We start from the raw sequence: 18842 nt of genomic DNA on the forward strand, positions 1-18842 counted from the left end.
CGGGTGAGCAGATCTGCTCACCCGCACCGCGCCTCCCGTCCGTTTCTTCGGCGTCAGCCGCGCAGTGCCTCCGCCAGCTTCACCCGACCGCCGGTGCGCAGCAGGGCGTTCTCGTAGATCCGCGCGCCGACCACCACGACGACCACGACGGAGACCGCCACGATGACCAGGGAGAGGATCGGCTCCCACCACTCGGCGCTCCCGAGGAAGATGCGCATCGGCATCCCGATCGGTGCGCTGAACGGCACGTAGGACATCACGCCCAGGACCGTCGGGTTGTCGTACGCGACGATGATGAGGATGTACGGGATCATCACGAGCATCATCACGGGGGTGGTGACGCTGCCGACGTCCTCCTGACGGGAGACGAGGACCGCGGCCGCCGCGAACAGCGAGGCGACGAGCACGAAGCCGATGGCGAAGAACCCGACGAACCAGAGCATGCTCGGTCCGAGGACCGTGAACATGTTGTCCTGCCCGGTGACCGCGAGCGTCACCGCCGCCGCGATCGCCACCGCGACGATCTGCGCGAACGCCATGACGCTGTTCCCGAGGACCTTGCCGGCGAGGAGTGCCCGGGCCGGGATCGCCGCCATCAGGATCTCGACCACGCGGGTGGACTTCTCCTCGACGACGCTCTGCGCGATCGACTGGCCGAAGGTCACGGCGGACGCGAAGTAGACGACCCCGAACGCCAGCGCCACGATGTAGACGAGGCCGCCGGGGATCGCGTTCGGGTCGAGCAGTTCGATCCGGGGGGAGACGCTCAGCGCCTGGACGACGTCGGTCGGGGCGTCGTCGAGTCCCACGACCTTGTAGCCGAGCGGGTCGTCGGACGGCAGGACCGCCGCGTCGACGTCGCCGTTCTCGACGAGTCGTTCGGCGGCGGTCGCGGTCGGCGCCTCGGTGACGTCGAGCCCCTTGCTGGTCGGCAGGTCGACGCCGCTCACGACCGCCACCGGGGTGGTGTCGCCCGCGGTGGCCTTGCCGACGATGCCGCCGACGACGATCGACGCGACGACCATGAGGATCAGGATGCAGGCGGACACGACGAACGCCTTGCTGCGGACGCGGGCCTGGATCTCGCGCGCGGCGACGAGCCGCACGGACTGGACGAACGAGCCGTTCATCGCACGACCTCCCGGAAGACCTCGCTGAGCCGCGGGACACGCGGCGAGAACGACCCGACGGTGCCGTGCTGGACGGCCCGCTGCAGCACGCGCTGTGCGGTGGCGTCGTCGGCCTCGAACACCGCGTACCCGCCGTCGAACTCGCGGACGGTGACGCCCGGTTCGTCGCGGAGCCAAGCGACGTCGCCGTCGACGAGGAGCTCCCACGCGGCGGGGCCGGCCTGCCTCCGCAGTTCCTCCTGCGGACCGGCGGCGCGGATCGTGCCGCCGGCGATCACGACGACGTCGTCGCAGAGCCGCTCGACGACGTCCAACTGGTGGCTCGAGAACAGCACGGGCACACCGCCCGCCGCGGCCTCGCGCAGGACGGCGAGCACGACGTCGACGGCCATCGGGTCGAGGCCGGAGAAGGGCTCGTCGAGCACGAGGACCTCGGGGTCGTGGGCGAGCGCGGCGGCGACCTGCACGCGCTGCTGGTTGCCGAGCGACAGCTTCTCGACGGCGTCGGTGGCGTGCGGCGCCAGACCGAGCCGGTCGAGCAGGTCGGTGGTGCGGCTCGCCGCGGTCCGCTTGTCGACGCCGTGCAGCCGAGCGAAGTACGTGATCTGCTCCGCGACCGGCATCTTCGGGTAGAGCCCGCGCTCCTCCGGCATGTAGCCGAAGCGGCGACGGTCGGCCGGGCCTATCGTGGTGCCGTCGATGGACACCGTGCCGGCGTCCGCCTGGAGCACGCCGAGCAGGATCCGCATCGTGGTGGTCTTGCCGGCGCCGTTGCCGCCGACGAACCCGGTCAGGCGTCCGTCGCCGACCGTGAACGTCACGTCGTCGAGCACGCGGCGATCGCCGTACTGCTTGGTCACCCCGTCGATGGTGAGCATGTCGTTCCCCTCTCACGGCGGTTCACTCCGCCTGCGTCGACGCTATTGGGCGGGGTGCGTCGGGCGCCTCCGGCTGGGGACGGGGATCGAGGCGGCGCGGACTCCGCCACGTGGGGGAGCGCTGCGGTGCTGGGTCGGCCTGCGGTACCGGGTCAGGCCGGGGTGCCGGCGACGCCGTGCTCGAAGGCCCACACGACCGCCTGGATGCGGTCTCGGAGTCCGAGCTTCTGCAGGACGTTCGACACGTGGGTCTTCACCGTCGCCTCGCCGACCCAGAGTTCCGTCGCGATCTCGGCGTTGCTCAGCCCCCGGGCGAGGAGTCGGAGCACGTCGGTCTCGCGTTCGGTGAGCCCGGCGGTGACGACCGCCTCCGCGCCGTCCGGTGCCGCGGGCGTCCCCGAGGCGGCGGTCGCCCGACTGATCACCCGACGGGTCACGTCCGGGGCGAGCAGCGCGTCGCCGGCCGCCACGGTGCGGACGGCGTCGATCAGTCGCTCGGGGGAGGCGTTCTTCAGCAGGAAGCCGCTCGCCCCGGCCTCGAGCGCCTGGAAGAGGGCGTCGTCGTGGTCGAAGGTCGTCAGGACGAGCACGGCCGGGGGCTCCGGGAGCGCGGCGATCCTGCGGGCCGCCTCGAGCCCGTCGACGTTCGGCATCTGGACGTCGAGGCACACCACGTCCGGTCGGAGCATCCGCACGGCGTCGACGGCCTCGGCGCCGTCTGCTGCCTCGCCGACCACCCGGAACCCGGGTTCGGACTCGAGGATCACACGGAAGCCGGCCCGGACGAGGTCCTGGTCGTCCGCGAGCACGATGGTCAGGTCGTCGGTAGCCATGCCCGCACCAGCCAGCCTCCCCGGGCGCGCGGCCCGATCTCGATCCGTCCGCCCACCGCGGCGACGCGTTCGCGCATGCCCACGTGGCCGAGTCCGCTGCCCGCGGTGTTCCGCGGTGCCCGTTCGCCGTGTCCGTCGTCGGTGACCTCGACCTCGACGCCGTCGTCGAGGTACCGCACCCGAACGTCCGCCCGGGCGCTCGGACCCGCGTGCTTGAGGACGTTCGTCACCGCTTCCTGCGCGATCCGGTACGCGACCGCCGAGACCGTCGGCGGCACGTCGCGGATGCTGCCGACCACGACGTAGTCGGTCGGGTGTCCCGCGGTACGGGCGGACTCGGCGAGCTCACCGATCCTGCCGAGCCCTTCGGTGCTCGGGGCACCGTCGTCCTCGACGTCCCCTTCTGCGCGCAGCGTGCCGAGCATCCGACGGAGTTCCTCGACGGCAGTGCGTGCGCTCCCCTCGACCACGCCGAGCGACGCCGACGCCTGTTCCGGGTCCCGGTCGATCACGCGTCGGGCCGCACCGGCCTGCACACCCATCAGTGACACGTGGTGCGCCACGACGTCGTGGAGCTCGCGAGCGATGCGCACTCGCTCGAGCGTCACCGCCTGCGCAGCGCTCCGCTCGCGTTCGGCGGCGAGCTCGGCGGTGCGGAGGTCGAGCTCGTGCTTCGCGACCGCCGACGCCCAGGCCCGGTTGCCGGCGTACCAGGCGGCGCCGAAGTAGATGACGTTGATCACGATGTTGAGCAACGAGAGCGCGATGTACGGCGGGATGAGTCCGCCGTCGTCGTTCGGCAGCGCGTTCGGGACCGCCCAGCCGAAGGCGATCGCGACGAACAACCAGGCGAACATGCCGCCGATGACGACCCAGCGCACCACCTCGGCCCGCACACGGTCCGAGCACCACGCACCGACCGTGTACAGGGCGATGAACAGCGTGAAGTTGACGAGGAAGACCTCGGGTACGTGCAGGATCTGCGTCGCCGCGAACGCCAGCGCCGAGACGACGGCCATCGTCATCGGCCAGCGGCGACGGAACGCGACCGGTGCGGCGTTCGCCACGACGAGCAGCGCCGAGACCCACCACTCGGCCTGGTCGTCGCCGTAGGTCCCGGCCGACCCGTAGAGCATCGTGGTGACCGCGAGTCCGACGCCGAGGACGAGTGCCAGGAGCGCGTCCTGCCGGAACTCGCGGCGCCCCACCGGCAGCCGCGACCACTCCGCGGTCGTCCCCATGGTGACCACGGTAGCGGGTGCGGTCGCCGGAGTAGCCTGCCGCTGACCGAACAGGGGAGGCACCATGAAGTTCCTCGTCAACGTCATCGACGACGGGCAGGCCGCGGCCGCGGGTCGGACCGAATCGGCGACCGAGGTCGAGATGGAGGCGGTCGACGCGCTCAACGAACGGCTCAGCGACGCCGTCGTCTTCGCCGCCGGGGTGTCGGCGCCGTCGGACGCCGTGGTGGTCGACGCTCGTCTCGCCGAGCCCACCACCACGCCGGGGCTCGTCGGGGGTCCGACCGAGTTCGTCGCCGGGTTCTGGGTCATGGACCTGCCGGACGCCGAGACCGCGCTGCAGGTCGCGCGGGAGGCGTCGGTTGCGTGCAACCGGAAGATCGAGCTGCGCCCGTTGCTCTGACCCGTGCACCGAGCACGGCGCAGACGGCCGTCACGAGAGCGCCGGCCCCGAACGTGCCGAAGGACCCCAGAGGCTCGACGACCGCTCCGGCCGCCGCGGCACCGCCGGCCTGGCCGAGGACGAGGGCGACGAAGAGCACCGAGGTGCCGGCCGAGGACCGCTCCGGATCGATCTCGGTGGTCCACGCGATCAGCGCCCCGGTCGCTGCTGTGTACCCCCAGCCGAACACGGCGCAGGCGACGAGCGCCACCGGTGTCCACTGCGGCACCGTGCCGAGCGCCAGCACGCCGAGGGCGACCGCTGCGGTGGTGATCGTCCACTGCGTCCGGGCGCCGAGGCGGCTCGTCCACCGGGCGGTCACCACGACCGCGGCGCCACCCGCGCCGAGCGCGATCCACGCGGACACCGAGACCGGGACCGGTGCGCCAGCCTCGACGAGCACCGTCCGACCGTACGTCCACACGACCGCCGAACCCGCTCCGAACGCCAGGGCGAGCAGGAGGACCGAACGGTGCGCGGACCACCACGCCCGATCCGGAGCTGGGGCGGGTGCTCGATCGGCGGAGCCCTGACCGTCCGTCGCCGTCCGACGCGGCGACCACGACGACACGAGCAGGACCGCCCCGACGACCAGTGCGGCGAACCCCGACCAGATCCAGGCGGTCCGCCAGTCGGGCAGGAGCACGAGCGCGAGCACGCCCGCGGCGACGAGGCCGGGCCCGGTGCCCGCGTTCACCACGGCCTGCGCTCGTCCCTGCGCTTCCTGCGGCACGAGACCCGTCACGAGGCTGACGAGCGCTGGCGAGGCGAGTCCGGCGCCCGTCGAACCGATGACTGAGGCGATCGCGAACGCCGTGGGTCCGGCCGCCGCGGCCATGCCGAGTGCGCCACCGCCCGCGACGGCTGCGGCGACCGCCACGAGCACGCGGGGTACGCAGCCCGCGAAGCGGTACCCGACCACGGCCCCGACGCAGTACAGCGCCGAGGCCCCGGACGAGACCCACCCCGCGGCGTCGGCTCGCAGCCCGAGGTCCCGCTGCACGTCCGGCAGGAACAGTCCGAACGCCAGCCGCACCAGACCGTAGGTCGCCGCGATCAGGCCGAGACCGCTCCCCAGGAACACTGGCTCTCGTAACGAAAACGATCGTTTCACTTTTGAGAGCCTAGGGTGCTCTCATGGCGATGCGTCCAGGAACCGAGCAGAAGCTCCTCGACGCCGCCGAGGAACTCTTCTTCACGCAGGGCATCGCCGCGACGCCGATCGACGCCGTCCTCGAGCGCGCCGGGATCTCGAGCGCCACCCTCTACCGCGGGTACACCAGCAAGGAGTCGCTCGTCGCCGCAGCACTGACCCGTCGACACGACGACTGGCTCGCCACGTGGGACCGGGCGATCGACGCCGCCGAAGACGACCGCGGCAGACTGCTCGCGGTGTTCGACGCCCTCGACGCCTACCGCTCCACGCCGTCGGGATCCCGGTGGTGCGCGTTCCTCGGGACCGCGGCGGAGTACGTCGACGCCCCGTCCGACGTGCGCGCGGTCCTCGACCGCGAGACCGACACCCTGCGGCGGCGACTGGCCGAGTGCGCCGCGCCCGTGGTCGGCGCTCACGCCGGAGCGCTCGCCGAGCAACTGCTGCTCGTCGTCTCGGGGTACCTCGCGATGCGCCTCCGCGAGCCAGGCCTCGGGACCGGTACGGCGCGAGCGGTCGCCGACGCGCTCCTCGGGTCCGCGATCAGTGCAGCAGGTGCACGAGCTGCTCGGCCAGCAGGCCGAGGCCGATGAGCACCATGAGTGCCCCGGAGACCTTCGTCACCACGAGGCCTGCCCTCGGTCGCGACCCGAGGATCCGCCTCGCTGCGAGGGCGACGAGCAGGTAGACGACCGCGCAGTCCAGCAGGTGCAGACTGCCGAGGACACCCATCTGCAGCGGAGCCGGCCACCCGCCCGGTGCGACGAACTGCGGCAGGAGCGCCAGGAGCAGCAGGACGCCCTTCGGGTTGATGCCGCTCACCCCGGCGCCACGCACGAACCGTGTCCAGGCGCTCGACCCCACCGGGCGTGCACTCGCGGTGACGGGGGCGTCGAGACGAACGAACAGGGTGCTGACGCCGAGGTACAGCAGGTAGGCGGCCCCGGCGAGCGTCAGGGCGGTCAGGGCCGCCGGGTACTCCGTCACGAGTGCGCCGATGCCGAGTGCCACGACGGCGACCACCACGACGTACCCGCTCACCATCCCGAGGATCGACGGCACCACCGATCGGGGCTGCAACCCCGCCGCGATCGCGTACGCCCAGTCCGCTCCCGGCGTCAGGGCGAGGAGGATCGCAACCGTCCAGAACTGCAGCACGAGGGTCAGGTCCACGAACCGAGACGCTACGGCGGATCGCGCGGGATGTGCTCCGGTTCTCCCGGCGAACACGCGGTTCTTCTGCAATGATCGCCGCCATGGACGCGCTTGACCGGGAGATCCTTTCACTACTGCAGCACGACGGTCGGATGAGTGCCACCGACCTCGCCGCGTCGGTCGGGCTGAGCCTGTCCTCGTGCCACCGCCGTCTCAAGGCCCTGGAGCAGTCCGGGGCGATCGAGCGGTACCGCGCGGTGGTCTCGCCCGAGGCCGTCGGACTGCACTTCGAGGCGATCGTGTTCGCCACCCTCGCCCGCACGGACGTCGAGACGGTCGCTGGCTTCGAGGAACGCGTCCGGTCGATGCCGAACGTGGTCGAGGCGCAGCGGCTGTTCGGCGATCCCGACTACCTCCTGCGCGTCCTCACACGAGACCTCGGCGCGTACCAGGAGTTCTACGACACCGAACTCGGTACGTTGCCCGGTGTGCTGCGGATCTCCTCGACCCTCGTGATGAAGCGTGTGACCTCGGACGGCATCGTCCCGCTCGCATGACCACCTCACGCGCGGCCCGGATTACCCGCCGCTCCCTCCTCGCCGGCGGCGCTGCGGTCGTCGTCGCCGGTGCCGCTGCCGAGGCGGTGAACCTCCGGCTGCTCCCCGGCCGCTCGACGATGTACCGCATGCTCGGCCTCGACGGCCCGGCGGGCACGATCCCGGACGTCGCGCCGGTGCCGTCGGTGTCCGGAGCGTTCACGTCCCACGCTCGGAAGGGTCTCGAGGTCGGTTGGACGATCGCCGCGCCGGAGGCTGACGGCCCCCTGCCGGTCGCCGTCGCCCTGCACGGCTACGGCGACGACCACACGGACTTCTTCGGCTCCCACCTCGGCTACGACCGGTTCCTCGCCGCACACGTCGCCGCGGGCGGAGCGCCGTTCGCGATCGCAGCGGTCGACGGCGGCAACCGCTACTGGCACCGGCGTGCCGACGGCGACGACCCCGCCACGATGGTCGTCGATGAGTTCCTGCCGCTGCTCACCCGTCGCGGCTTCGACACCGCTCGGCTGGCGTTCACCGGGTACTCGATGGGCGGCTACGGTGCACTCCACCTCGCCGGCGTGTTCGGCTCGACACGGGTGCGTGCGGTCTCGGCGATCAGCCCGGCGCTGTGGCGATCGGCGGGGGAGACGGCACGTGGCGCGTTCGACGACCCCGCGGACTTCGCGGCGAACACGGTGCTCGGCCGACAGTCCTCGCTCGACGGCGTGGCGGTCCGGGTCGACTGCGGCACCGGTGACGGGTTCGAGCCCGCCGTGCGCGCGTACGTCGACGGTTTCGAGTCCGCACCGGCCGGTGGGTTCGAGGCGGGCGGGCACACCACCGCCTACTGGCGGCGGCTCGCGCCGCAGCAGTTGCGGTTCCTGGGTCGGCACCTGCAGGCCTGACCCGCGCCGACGGCGGCCTGGAGGCGCGGGTCGGGCCCGCACCGTCCCTCCAGTCACGGCCGTCGCCCCGCTGGCGCGGTGCGCCGGTACCGGCTGGTGGGGCCCGCCTCCGGTCCGTCGGCGGGTCGAGCCGACGGCCGTTCCCGAGTCTGTCGTCGACCGTTCCGGTTCACGATCCCCGGGATCCGCGAACCGGAACGGTCACCGCGCGATCGGGTTCCACGCATCCCGCATGGGCGGCTCCGCATCGGCCGACGCGGCCAGCCGTCAGGCGCGCCCCCGGTTGCGGCGGCGGATCTCCTTCGGCGCCCGGCCGGCCATGAACGAGCGAGCTGGGTCGACGAGGAAGCCGCGGCGCAGTGCCTCGCGGCCGACGAGCATCCGGAAGCCCATCTGGTCGCGGTTGCTCAGCGTGACCTCGGCCTCGAAGACACGCCCGGCGAGGGACATCTCGGTGAGGACCACGATGCGTTCCTGGGTGTGCCCGGTGGAGCTCCGGACGATGCGACGGTCGTGCACGTCGCACTCGATCGTGACGGCGTCGGCATCGGTGTCCTGCCAGGGGTGCACCGAGAAACGCACGCGGTCGCCGGGCAGTTCCTCGAGGTCGAACGCGTGCAGCGCCGAGCTCCGCGCACCGGTGTCGAGCTTCACCTTGATCCAGGGGATGCCGAGACTCGGCAGGGCCGCCCACTCCCGCCAACCGGCGACCACGAGACCGCCGTTGGGTGACTTCGGATCTCGGGCCATGTGCCCATCCTGTCGCATGCTTGGATGGAGCGTCGCCGTCGATACCCACACCCCGGAGCACCCCCGATGAAACTCGCCATCCTGTCGCGTGCGCCGCACGCGTACTCGACGGAGCGCCTCCGGGCCGCCGCGATCGACCGCGGGCACGAGGTGAAGGTGCTCAACACCCTCCGGTTCGCGATCGACCTGACGGGCGACGACCCCGACCTGCAGTACCGCGGCAAGCTCCTGTCCGACTACGACGCCGTGCTGCCGCGCATCGGGAACTCGATCACGTACTACGGCACGGCGGTGGTCCGGCAGTTCGAGCAGATGGACGTCTACACGCCGAACACCGCCAACGGGATCACGAACTCGCGCGACAAGCTGCGGGCGAACCAGATCCTCTCGCGTCACGACATCGGCATGCCCGCGACGACGTTCGTGAACGGCCGCGCCGACGTCCGCGGGGCGATCGAGCGCGTCGGCGGGGCGCCGGTCGTGATCAAGCTGCTCGAGGGCACACAGGGGATCGGCGTGATCCTCGCACCAGAGGCCAAGGTGGCGGAGTCGATCGTCGAGACCCTCCACTCGACGAAGCAGAACGTCCTCATCCAGAGCTTCATCTCGGAGAGCCGCGGCAAGGACATCCGCGCGCTCGTCGTCGGCGACCGGGTGGTGGCGGCGATGCGGCGGAGTGCATCGGGCGACGAGTTCCGGTCGAACGTGCACCGCGGCGGGACGGTCGAGCAGGTGACGCTGACGCCCGAGTACGAGGAGGCCGCCGTCCGTTCGGCGCAGATCATGGGCCTGCGGGTCGCGGGCGTCGACATGCTCGAGGGCAACGAGGGGCCGCTCGTGATGGAGGTCAACTCCTCCCCGGGACTCGAGGGCATCGAGCGTGCCACGGGCCTCGACATCGCCGGCGCGATCATCGACTTCATCGCGAACCAGGTGGCGTTCCCCGAGATCGACGTCCGGCAGCGGCTCTCCGTCTCGACCGGGTACGGCGTCGCCGAGCTGCTCGTGCACACCAACGCGGACCTCGTCGGGAAGACCATCAAGGAGTCCGGTCTCTGGGACCGCGACATCACCGTCCTGACGCTGCACCGCGGTTCCGGCGTCATCCCGAACCCGCGCAGCGGTGTCGTCCTCGAGCCCGGCGACCGCCTGCTCTGCTTCGGCAAGCTCGAGGAGATGCGCTCGATGATCCCCGAGCGCCGGAAGCGTCGCGCGAAGGTCCGCAAGCTGCCCAAGGAGTCGCGTCGGACCGAGGCGTGAGGCGCATCCGGAGCGCACTGTCCCCCGCCTGTCAGCGCTTCCGGATCGCGTACCCAGGCCAGATGCGGAAGTATGTGTCGGTGACGATCATGACGGAACGGCCGGTCGACCAGGCGACGAGCACCGAGACGGAGCGGCCCGGCAACGCCACGGCCAAGCACGACAACGTCGCGCTGCTCTCCGTCGCGACGACCGTGGCGGAACGCGTGACCACGTCGGCCGACATCGAGGAGAAGCTCCGCGGGGTGCTGCGACGCCTGCGCCTGCCGATGGGGTTGCTCGAGCGCGTGGCCGGGGTCAAGGAGCGCCGGAACTGGGGCGAGGGGCAGTCCTTCCAGGACGCCGCCATCGACGCCGGACGCCGGGCCATGGCCGAGGCGGGCATCCGCCCCGAGGACGTCGGGCTGCTCATCAACACGTCGGTCACCCGCCCGCACCTCGAGCCGTCGGTCGCCGTGCGCCTGCACCACGGGCTCGGCCTGCCGTCGTCCGCGATCAACTTCGACATCGCGAACGCCTGCCTCGGGTTCGTCAACGCGATGAGCGTCGCCGCGGGCATGATCGACTCCGGACAGATCAAGTACGCGCTCGTCGTGGACGGCGAGGACGCCGACCAGGTGCAGCTCAACACCATCGAGCGTCTGAACCAGGGCGGCCGCAACCGCAAGGACTTCATGAGCGAGTTCGCCAGCCTGACGCTCGGGTCCGGCGCCGCCGCGGCCGTGCTGGGTCCGGCGGACATGCACCCGGGCGGCCACCGGATCGTCGGCGGCGTCACGCGCGCGGCGACGCAGTGGTACGACCTCTGCGTCGGCAGCGTCGACGGCATGTTCACGGACGCGAAGATGCTCCTCAAGGGCGGCATGGAACTCGTCGTCGCCGCCTGGAACGAGGCGCGCTCCCACTTCGACTGGGCCGACATGGACCGCTACGTGCTCCACCAGGTCTCCGACGTCCACACGAACGCCTTCGTCGAGGCCATCGGCGTCCCGCGTGACAAGGTCCCCACCACCTACCAGCGGTTCGGCAACGTCGGTCCGGCGTCGATCCCGATCACCCTCGCGGACGAGGTCGCCCGCGGTGCGATCCGCCCCGGCGACCGGGTGTTCCTCGGCGGTGTCGGGTCCGGCATCAACACGGCGATGATGGAGCTGCGCTGGTGAGGTCCGGCCTCCCGCGCGTCGCCGCTGCCACGGCTCCGGCGACGCTCCCGCCGCCCCTGCCCGGACTCGACCCCGCCTGGTCGCGCATCGTCACGGTCCCCGCCACGGCGGGCCCAGGAGGCACGGCTCGCCCCGAGCGCTCGTGGCACCTCCTCGACACGGCCGGCTCCCTGGCCGCGCTCGGCGTGGAGCCCGTCGGCACGCTGCTGTGCGTGCACGGCAACCCGACGTGGTCGTACCTGTGGCGGTCGGTGCTCCGCGCCTCGCTCGACGTCGCCGCCGCCGGAGGCCCGGCATGGCGGGTCGTCGCGGTCGACCAGCTCGACATGGGCTTCTCGGAGCGCACCGGCGAGCAGCACGGGCTCGCGGACCGCGTGCGGGACCTCGGCGCGCTGACCGACGAACTCGGGCTGTCCGGCCCGGTCGTCACCCTCGGGCACGACTGGGGCGGGGTCGTCTCCCTCGGGTGGGCGGTGGACCACCCCGACCTCGTGATCGCGGTCACGACGTGCAACACCGCCGTGCACCAGCCGGACGACGCGCCGATCCCCGCGCCGCTCAGGCTCGCCCTCCGGCCGGAACTCCTCGGTCGCGCCACCGTCCTGACCCCGGCGTTCCTCGAGACGACCCTCGCGATCGCGCACCCGAGGCTCGACCGTCCTGCCGCCGACGCGTACCGGGCGCCCTACCGAGGGGCCGCTCGTCGCGGGGGCATCGGCGGGTTCGTGGCCGACATCCCCGTCGACGGCACCCACCCGAGCGCACCCGAGCTCGACCGGATCGCCGCGGGCGTCGCCGCGCTCGAGGTCCCCGCCCTGGTGTTGTGGGGGCCGCGCGACCCGGTGTTCCTGGAGCGCTACCTCGACGACCTCGCGGAGCGGCTGCCGCACGCGGACGTCCACCGCTTCGAGGGCGCCGGGCACCTGCTGCCGGACGACGCCGACGTCGCCGGGACGGTCTTCGAGTGGCTCGGCGACCACCTGCCGGACGGTCGCGTTCCTGCGGGTGTCGAGCCGTCCCTCCAGGCACGGCCGTCGCCCCGTCGGCCCGGTGCGCCGGAACCGGCTGGTGGGGCCCACCTCCCGGCCCCCGCCGGCGCCGACGCCGACGTGCGTCGCCCGCTCTGGGCCGCACTCGACGAGCTGCGCGACAGCGACGACGCCGCGCTCGTCGAGATGGCCGCTCCCGGCGGCCCCCGCACCGTCTCGTGGCGGTTGCTCGCCCGCCGGGTCGACGAGATCGCCGCCGGGATGGTCGACCTCGGCGTCCGCGCCGGTGACCGCGTCTCGCTCCTCGTCACCCCCGGAGCCGACCTGACCGCCGTCCTGTACGCCAGCGTGCGGATCGGGGCGGTCGTCGTCGTGGCCGACGCCGGCCTGGGGCTGCGCGGCCTGACGCGTGCGGTCCGCGGTGCCCGTCCCGACTGGATCATCGGCGCGCTGCCCGGCCTCGGGGCCGCTCGCGCGCTCGGTTGGCCCGGTCGGCGCATCGCGACGGTCTCGTTGCCGGCACCCGCGCGTCGGGCGCTCCGGGTCGAGCACTCGCTCGCCGAGGTCGCACGACGCGGCGCACAGCGACTCGCGCAGGGTGCCCCGCTGCCCGACGCGCCGTCGCCTGGGGCACCCGCCGCGGTCCTGTTCACCTCCGGGTCGACCGGTCCGGCCAAGGGCGTCGTGTACACGCACGGGCAGCTCGGGGCGGTCCGTGACACCCTCGCGGCCCAGTACGACATCGGCGTGGGCACCGGCCTCGTCGCCGGCTTCGCCCCGTTCGCGCTGCTCGGCCCCGCGCTCGGCGCGCGGTCGGTCGCACCCGACATGGACGTCACCGCTCCCCGCACCCTCACGGCACGTGCCGTCGCCGACTCGGTCACCGCGGCGGACGCCACCGTCGTGTTCCTCTCACCCGCCGCCGTCGCCAACGTCGTGGCGACCGCCGACGCGCTCACGGCGGCGGACCGTGCGGCGCTCGCTCGTGTGCGGTTGTTCCTGTCGGCCGGCGCTCCCGTCTCCGCAGCGCTGCTGACCGAGGCCACCGAGCTCATGCCGAACGCGAGCGCCCACACGCCCTACGGGATGACCGAGGGACTGCTGATGACCGACGTCGACCTGGACGGCGTGCGGGCCGCAGCAGCCGACGCCCCGGACGAGGACGGCATCTGCGTGGGCCGACCCGCCGCCGGGGTCCGCGTACTGATCGCCCCGCTGGACGACTCCGGCGACCCCTCCGGATCGCTCACCGACGCCCCCGGCGTCACGGGCGAGATCGTCGTCGCGGCCCCGCACGTCCGCGAGCGGTACGACCGGCTCTGGCGCCAGAACCGGGTGTCGCGGCTCGGCGTGGCGGATCCGCGCGGACACCGCACCGGTGACGTCGGTCACCTCGACGGCGCCGGTCGGCTGTGGGTCGAGGGACGCCTGCAGCACGTGCTCACCACGCCGGACGGGGTCGTCACGCCCGTCGGGCCCGAGCAGCGGATCGAGCGCGTCCCCGGTGTCGGCCGTGTCGGGCTCGCGGGCATCGGACCCCGCGGCACGCAGCAGGCCGTCGCCGTCGTGGAGACGATCGCCGCACGCGGCACGCGTCGGCCGGCACTCGCCCACCCCGACCTCGCTCGGGCCGTCCGAGCCGCGGCGGGCATCTCCCTGGCCGCTGTGCTGACGGTGCCCCAGCTGCCGACCGACATCCGGCACAACTCCAAGGTCGACCGCGCTCGGCTGTCCCGGTGGGCGGCCTCGGTGCTGTCCGGTGGCCGGATGGTCCGGCCGTGAGGGTCCTCGTCACCGGAGCGAGCGGGTTCCTCGGGCAGGCGACCGCCGCGGCCGTGCGCGGCGCGGGGCACGAAGTCCGGACGTTCCAGCGCCGGCCGTCCGGGGTCGAGGGTGTCTCGGACGTCCTCGGCACCATGACCGACCCCGCGGCCGTGGCACGGGCCGTCGACGGCGTCGAGGCGGTCGTCCACCTCGCCGCCAAGGTCTCGCTCGCCGGCGACCCCGCCGACTTCGTCCGCGTGAACGTGGACGGTACCCGCACGCTCGTCGAGGCCGCGCGCGGCGCCGGCGTCGGGCGGTTCGTGTTCGTCTCGTCGCCGTCGGTCGCGCACACCGGGTTCTCACTCGTCGGAGCCGACGCCGGGCCCGCCGAACCGGAGCGGGCCCGGGGCGACTACGCCCGCACGAAGGCCGCGGCCGAGCTGCTCGCGCTCGCGGCCGACGCACCTGGGTTCGCCGTCGTCGCCGTCCGGCCACACCTCGTGTGGGGACCCGGCGACACGCAGCTCGTCGGGCGGATCGTCGACCGCGCTCGCACCGGCCGCTTACCGTTGCTCGACTCCGGCGCGGCGCTCATCGACACGCTCTACGTCGACAACGCCGCGTCCGCGATGGTCGCAGCGCTCGACCACGTCACCGACGACGGCGTCCACGGCAACGCCTACGTCGTCACGAACGGGGAGCCCCGACCGGTCGCCGACCTGCTCGCGGAGATCTGCACGGCCTCCGGCGTCCCGGCGCCGCGAGTGCACGTGCCGGCGGCGGTGGCCCGGGTGGCCGGGTCGCTCGTCGAGGCGGTGTGGCGGGTGCGTCCGGGCGAGGACGAGCCGCCGATGACCCGCTTCCTCGCCGAGCAGCTCTCGACGGCGCACTGGTTCGACCAGCGGCGCACCCGGCACGACCTCCGGTGGACGCCCGCGGTGTCGATCGACGAGGGGCTCGGCCGGCTCGCTGCCGCTCAGGCCTCGTCGGCGGCGACGTAGACCCAGGCCGTGGTGCCCGACGCCAGCGTCACCTCGATGCGCTGGTAGTCCGCGACCTCGTAGTCGTCGACGGCACGCATCTGCCACTGGTAGCCGAGCGAGAGCGTCGCGCCGTCGACGCGGTCGTCCGTCGTCCCACGGCGGAGGATCGGGTGCCGGTCCGAGCCGCTCGTCCGGATCACCGCCGGGTCGGTGATCGTCACCCAGTCGAGCCGCCAGCCGGGGAGCGAATCCTCGGCGGTCGGCACCGGCCCGCCGAACAGCGTCTCCTGCACCTCGGGCTGACGGAGGGTGCCGTAGGAGAACACGACGTTCACGCCGACGTTCGGGGACGGGCGACGCGGGCGGCCGGGAGCGATCGACGGCGCGGATGTCCACACGATCGCGCCGGCGAGTCCGGTCAGGCCGAGGTGGAGCAGCCCGATGACGCCGAGCACGCTGCCCCAGACGATGCCCGAGGCGTCGCCGGGGCAGCCGTACTCCGGCCAGGTCTCGCCCGCGCCGAGACATCCGTACCGGTTCGAGAGTCCGACGACCAGGCCGACGAGACCGACGACGAAGCAGAGCAGCGCGAACGCGCCGAGACCGATGACCCATCGCTGGGCGGGGGAAGGACGACGCACGAGGCGACCGTAGCGGACGCCAGGCGCGGGGCACGTGACCCAGATCGGGTCACGCGCACCGCGCCTCCTGGCCCGTCAGCCGGTGAAGCGGTTCCAGAGCTCCGTGACGATCGGCCACACGTCTCCAGCGCGGTCCGCCGAACCGACCGCCACCAGGACGATCGGGATCGCGGTCACGGCGATGCTGACCAGGACGGCGAGCACGACGGCGATCGTCGCCGTGGTGGTGTGCCGTCGGGTGAAGGCCAGGAGCAGCAGTCCCAGGACGACGACGGCCCCGAGCAGCGCCACGATCGTCACCCGGACGAACGGGAACGGCACGAGTCCCGCGGTGCTGGCGGTGACCCCGCCGAGGAACCCGACGAGCGGCAGGAACGCTCCGAGCAGTGTCCCGAGGACCAGGACGACGCCGATGCCGCCCGCGATCCAGACGCCGCGGGGTCGGGGCCGCCGGAGCTTCGTCCGACGGTTGCCCGACCACGCGGTGGTCACGAGCGGTCCTGGCGTGGTGGAGCGGCCTGCGCGTCGGTGTCCGCCGCCTGCGCTGCGGCGTCGGCTGACGCTGCCGCCGCAGCCGCTGCGTCCTCCGCGGCTGCACGGTCTGCAGGCGCAGTGGACTCCGCTGCGGTCGGCGCGGCCGCGGCGTCGACGACCGCATCGCGTGCGCCGGCTGCGGCGTCCTTCGCCGAGTCGGCGGCGTCCGCTGCGAGCTCCGAGGACCGGACGAGCGTCTCCGCTGCCGCGTCCCGGACGTTCCCGGTGGTCTCCGCGGCGCTGTCGACGGCGCGCTTCGTGGCGTCGGCGGTCGCGTCCGCCGCACGACGGGTCGCGTCAGCGGTGGCGTCCGCCGCACGGCGGGTCGCGTCGGCAGTGGCCTCCGCGGCGTCGCGGGTGGCGTCGGCGGCCTGACGGGCGACGTCGGCCGTCGCGTCCGCGGTGCGCTTCGTCACGTCGGCCGTGGCGGACGCAGCGCGCTTCGTGGCGTCGGCGGTGACCGTCGCGGCCTCCTTGAGTGCCTCACCCGTGGCGTCGCCGGCCCGCTTGGTGGCGTCGACCGTCGCGGTCGCGGCCTGCTTGACCGCGTCGCCGGTGGCCTCTGCCGCTCGGCCGAGCGGCGACGGCTCGTCGTCGAACGGGCCGTGCACGTCGAGGACGCGGACGTCGACGGATGTCGGGACGTCGGAGAGCTGACGCGTGGCCGCCGTCACCTGCTTGCGGACCTCGTCGGCGACGGCGATCACCGGGTGCGGGTAGCTGACGACGACGGAGACGCGCACGCCGAGCGCGCCGTCCTCGTCGTCGACCTGGACCCCGGCGGTGCCGGCGCTGCGGCCGAGCTGCTGCCGGAGCTGGTCGGCGGCACGGGCGGCGATCCCGCCGAGGTGGTGCACGCCGGGGACGCCCAGTGCGGTCTCCGCCGCGGTCCGGGCAACGACCGCCACGGTGCTCGCGTCCTCGGAGAGCGGCTCGGTGAGCTCCGCGGGCAGGGGCACCTCGGTGACCTGTGTGTGCGCATTCGGGTCGTGCTGCATGGTTCCTCCTCGTTCGGTCCGCCGGAACGCGTCGGGGCACTCGACCAGGCGAGTGCCCCGACACGGTTCGTGCGTCCTACTTCCCGAAGACGTCCTTGACGTCCTCGCCGGTCTGCTTGACGCTGGCGGCGGCCTGGTCCTTCTTGCCCTCGGCGACCTTCGAGTCGTCATCGGTCGCCTTGCCGACCGCTTCCTTCGCCTTGCCGGCGAGGTCCTGCGCAGCGTTCTTGATCTTGTCGTCGAGTCCCATGACGGTTCCTTTCTCCGGTCGGGCGTGCGCCCGGTTGATGGTGATCTCGTGGGCCGGGAGGCCCGGGTCGAGTCCGCCTGACGGCCGTCAGTGGACGCGGGTGGACTTCGCGAGGGCAGAACGGGTTCCGCCGGTGAGGTGCACGAGGACGGGCACCTGGCGACCGAGGGTCCGGTCCAGCACGGCGACGGCTCGGTCGACGGCATCGAGGACGGTGACGGCGTCACCGCCGCGGCGGACCGCGACGCGGATCCGAGCAGCACGCTGTCGTCGGACGAGGTACGTGTCGACACGGGAGCCCACGATGTCCCGAACGCCGTCGAGCTCGTGTTCCACCACGTCACGGACGAGCGCGACGTTGACCGTGACGGCGTCGTCGCCGGAGCGTTCCCGCACGGCGACGGAGGTGCCGCCGCCGCCGCGGGTGAACACCCACACGAGCGCGAGGACGATCACCACGGCACAGGCCGCGACGACGATCCAGAGCGACGACGCGGGCACGTCGAGGCTGCGGGGGAGTTCGACGGAGCCGGAGATCGCGTCGCGGACGGCCGGGAGCACTCCCGCTCCGATGACCACACCGACGACGATCGCGACGACGCCGAGGATGAAGAGGATGATCCGGTTGAGGGTCCGGTTGCTCTTGGTCATGCGAGGGTTCCCTTCTCCTCGACCGTGACGGTCACCCGTCGGCCGAAGCGTTCGTCCAGACCCGACAGGCGGTCCCGGACGGCGTCGCGGACGACGGCGTCGTCGACGGGGATCCCGCTGACGGGCACCACGCGGACGTGGGTCTTCCGACCGCGCGCGGTGGCGGACGCGTTGCCCTCGGGGACGCGCGCGGCCATGCCGGCAGCGTTGGCGGCCGTCGACGCGAGGATGCGGGTGTCGATGACGACGGCGCCGCGGTCGTGGTCGATGACGGAACGGTGCTGGCGGCCGGGCTTCAGGGCCAGGACCACGAGCACCACACCGAGGACCACGAGGACGACGGCGATCACCTCGGCGATCGTGACGAACGCGGCGTCCGGGCGGAGCGCGGCGTCGACCACGGTCTGCGGATCGGCGATCAGCGGGGGCCGGCCGATGCCGGCGAGGACCGCTTCGGTGCCGATCCAGGCGGCCACCAGGGCGAGCACCACGAGCGACACCGCGACTGCGGTGGAGCGGGAGCGGTGCACGCTCCGACGACGGATGCGTCGTTCGACGGAACCGTTGCTCATGGTGGCCT

Annotated in this window: 21 protein-coding genes; 8 read left to right on the forward strand and 13 right to left on the reverse strand. The window is 72.9% G+C overall.

Translation table 11 applies throughout. The features are described from left to right. Window positions 1-53 precede the first annotated feature (53 nt). The 4 genes from Q7F20_RS09655 to Q7F20_RS09670 form a co-directional block, all read right to left on the reverse strand. Window positions 54-1130, reverse strand: a complete 1077-nt coding sequence (locus tag Q7F20_RS09655) for an ABC transporter permease (RefSeq protein WP_305739885.1) — start codon at window positions 1128-1130, stop codon at window positions 54-56. Continuing rightward, entirely contained in the window at window positions 1127-2008 is an 882-nt protein-coding gene (locus Q7F20_RS09660) for an ABC transporter ATP-binding protein (RefSeq protein WP_305739886.1), read from the reverse strand. Before Q7F20_RS09660 ends, Q7F20_RS09655 begins: the two co-directional genes overlap by 4 nt. A 152-nt stretch (window positions 2009-2160) precedes the next feature. Next, window positions 2161-2841, reverse strand: coding sequence for a response regulator transcription factor (locus tag Q7F20_RS09665; RefSeq protein WP_305739887.1), 681 nt, complete (start codon window positions 2839-2841; stop codon window positions 2161-2163). Continuing rightward, complete coding sequence (locus tag Q7F20_RS09670) at window positions 2823-4082, reverse strand: sensor histidine kinase (RefSeq protein WP_305739888.1); 1260 nt, start codon at window positions 4080-4082, stop codon at window positions 2823-2825. Before Q7F20_RS09670 ends, Q7F20_RS09665 begins: the two co-directional genes overlap by 19 nt. A gap of 64 nt (window positions 4083-4146) precedes the next feature. On the opposite strand from Q7F20_RS09670, the gene Q7F20_RS09675 reads away from it, so the two are divergent. Further along, entirely contained in the window at window positions 4147-4485 is a 339-nt protein-coding gene (locus tag Q7F20_RS09675; protein ID WP_305739889.1) for a YciI family protein, read from the forward strand. Here Q7F20_RS09675 and Q7F20_RS09680 read toward each other — a convergent pair. Beyond that, complete coding sequence (locus Q7F20_RS09680) at window positions 4391-5608, reverse strand: MFS transporter (RefSeq protein ID WP_305739890.1); 1218 nt, start codon at window positions 5606-5608, stop codon at window positions 4391-4393. The two genes, Q7F20_RS09675 and Q7F20_RS09680, sit on opposite strands and share 95 nt — an antisense overlap. A gap of 53 nt (window positions 5609-5661) precedes the next feature. Between Q7F20_RS09680 and Q7F20_RS09685 the strand changes: the two genes are divergently transcribed. Beyond that, window positions 5662-6270 carry a TetR/AcrR family transcriptional regulator gene (locus Q7F20_RS09685; protein WP_305739891.1) on the forward strand — a complete coding sequence of 203 codons (609 nt, stop codon included), beginning with the start codon at window positions 5662-5664 and terminating at the stop codon, window positions 6268-6270. On the opposite strand, the gene Q7F20_RS09690 is transcribed toward Q7F20_RS09685, so the two are convergent. Beyond that, window positions 6221-6850 carry a LysE family translocator gene (locus tag Q7F20_RS09690; protein ID WP_305739892.1) on the reverse strand — a complete coding sequence of 210 codons (630 nt, stop codon included), beginning with the start codon at window positions 6848-6850 and terminating at the stop codon, window positions 6221-6223. The genes Q7F20_RS09685 and Q7F20_RS09690 overlap by 50 nt on opposite strands. Before the next feature lie 83 nt (window positions 6851-6933). Between Q7F20_RS09690 and Q7F20_RS09695 the strand changes: the two genes are divergently transcribed. After that, on the forward strand, window positions 6934-7389 hold the full coding sequence (locus tag Q7F20_RS09695) for an Lrp/AsnC family transcriptional regulator (protein ID WP_305739893.1): 456 nt from the start codon (window positions 6934-6936) through the stop codon (window positions 7387-7389). Next, entirely contained in the window at window positions 7386-8279 is an 894-nt protein-coding gene (locus Q7F20_RS09700; RefSeq protein ID WP_305739894.1) for an alpha/beta hydrolase family protein, read from the forward strand. Before Q7F20_RS09695 ends, Q7F20_RS09700 begins: the two co-directional genes overlap by 4 nt. A 267-nt stretch (window positions 8280-8546) precedes the next feature. Here Q7F20_RS09700 and Q7F20_RS09705 read toward each other — a convergent pair whose 3' ends face one another. Next, the gene (locus Q7F20_RS09705) at window positions 8547-9029 is read right to left on the reverse strand and encodes a RimK/LysX family protein (RefSeq protein WP_305739895.1); all 483 of its coding nucleotides are present in this window, start codon (window positions 9027-9029) and stop codon (window positions 8547-8549) included. Between the two features lie 66 nt (window positions 9030-9095). Between Q7F20_RS09705 and rimK the strand changes: the two genes are divergently transcribed. The 4 genes from rimK (at window position 9096) to Q7F20_RS09725 (ending at window position 15206) form a co-directional block, all read left to right on the forward strand. Continuing rightward, window positions 9096-10289, forward strand: coding sequence for a 30S ribosomal protein S6--L-glutamate ligase (rimK, locus tag Q7F20_RS09710; protein WP_305739896.1), 1194 nt, complete (start codon window positions 9096-9098; stop codon window positions 10287-10289). Window positions 10290-10378: 89 nt separating this feature from the next. Next, entirely contained in the window at window positions 10379-11452 is a 1074-nt protein-coding gene (locus Q7F20_RS09715) for a 3-oxoacyl-ACP synthase III (RefSeq protein ID WP_305739914.1), read from the forward strand. Continuing rightward, entirely contained in the window at window positions 11449-14223 is a 2775-nt protein-coding gene (locus Q7F20_RS09720; RefSeq protein WP_305739897.1) for an alpha/beta fold hydrolase, read from the forward strand. The genes Q7F20_RS09715 and Q7F20_RS09720 overlap by 4 nt, the downstream gene beginning before the upstream one ends. Next, on the forward strand, window positions 14220-15206 hold the full coding sequence (locus Q7F20_RS09725) for an NAD(P)-dependent oxidoreductase (protein ID WP_305739898.1): 987 nt from the start codon (window positions 14220-14222) through the stop codon (window positions 15204-15206). The genes Q7F20_RS09720 and Q7F20_RS09725 overlap by 4 nt, the downstream gene beginning before the upstream one ends. Here the strand turns inward: Q7F20_RS09725 and Q7F20_RS09730 are convergent. From Q7F20_RS09730 to Q7F20_RS09755, 6 genes are all read right to left on the reverse strand, one after another. Then, complete coding sequence (locus tag Q7F20_RS09730) at window positions 15182-15829, reverse strand: gamma-glutamylcyclotransferase family protein (RefSeq protein WP_305739899.1); 648 nt, start codon at window positions 15827-15829, stop codon at window positions 15182-15184. The genes Q7F20_RS09725 and Q7F20_RS09730 overlap by 25 nt on opposite strands. A 75-nt stretch (window positions 15830-15904) precedes the next feature. Next, window positions 15905-16321, reverse strand: a complete 417-nt coding sequence (locus Q7F20_RS09735; protein WP_305739900.1) for an MFS transporter permease — start codon at window positions 16319-16321, stop codon at window positions 15905-15907. Further along, window positions 16318-17361, reverse strand: coding sequence for an Asp23/Gls24 family envelope stress response protein (locus Q7F20_RS09740; RefSeq protein ID WP_305739901.1), 1044 nt, complete (start codon window positions 17359-17361; stop codon window positions 16318-16320). Before Q7F20_RS09740 ends, Q7F20_RS09735 begins: the two co-directional genes overlap by 4 nt. A 76-nt stretch (window positions 17362-17437) precedes the next feature. Then, a complete protein-coding gene (locus Q7F20_RS09745; RefSeq protein ID WP_305739902.1) occupies window positions 17438-17611 on the reverse strand; it encodes a CsbD family protein in 174 nt (57 codons plus the stop codon). An 87-nt stretch (window positions 17612-17698) separates the two neighbouring features. After that, window positions 17699-18262, reverse strand: a complete 564-nt coding sequence (locus Q7F20_RS09750; RefSeq protein WP_305739903.1) for a hypothetical protein — start codon at window positions 18260-18262, stop codon at window positions 17699-17701. Continuing rightward, window positions 18259-18834, reverse strand: a complete 576-nt coding sequence (locus Q7F20_RS09755) for a DUF6286 domain-containing protein (RefSeq protein WP_305739904.1) — start codon at window positions 18832-18834, stop codon at window positions 18259-18261. Before Q7F20_RS09755 ends, Q7F20_RS09750 begins: the two co-directional genes overlap by 4 nt. Between the last annotated feature and the right edge of the window lie 8 nt (window positions 18835-18842).

The organism is Curtobacterium sp. A7_M15 (assembly GCF_030705415.1).
Classification (GTDB): Bacteria; Actinomycetota; Actinomycetes; order Actinomycetales; family Microbacteriaceae; genus Curtobacterium.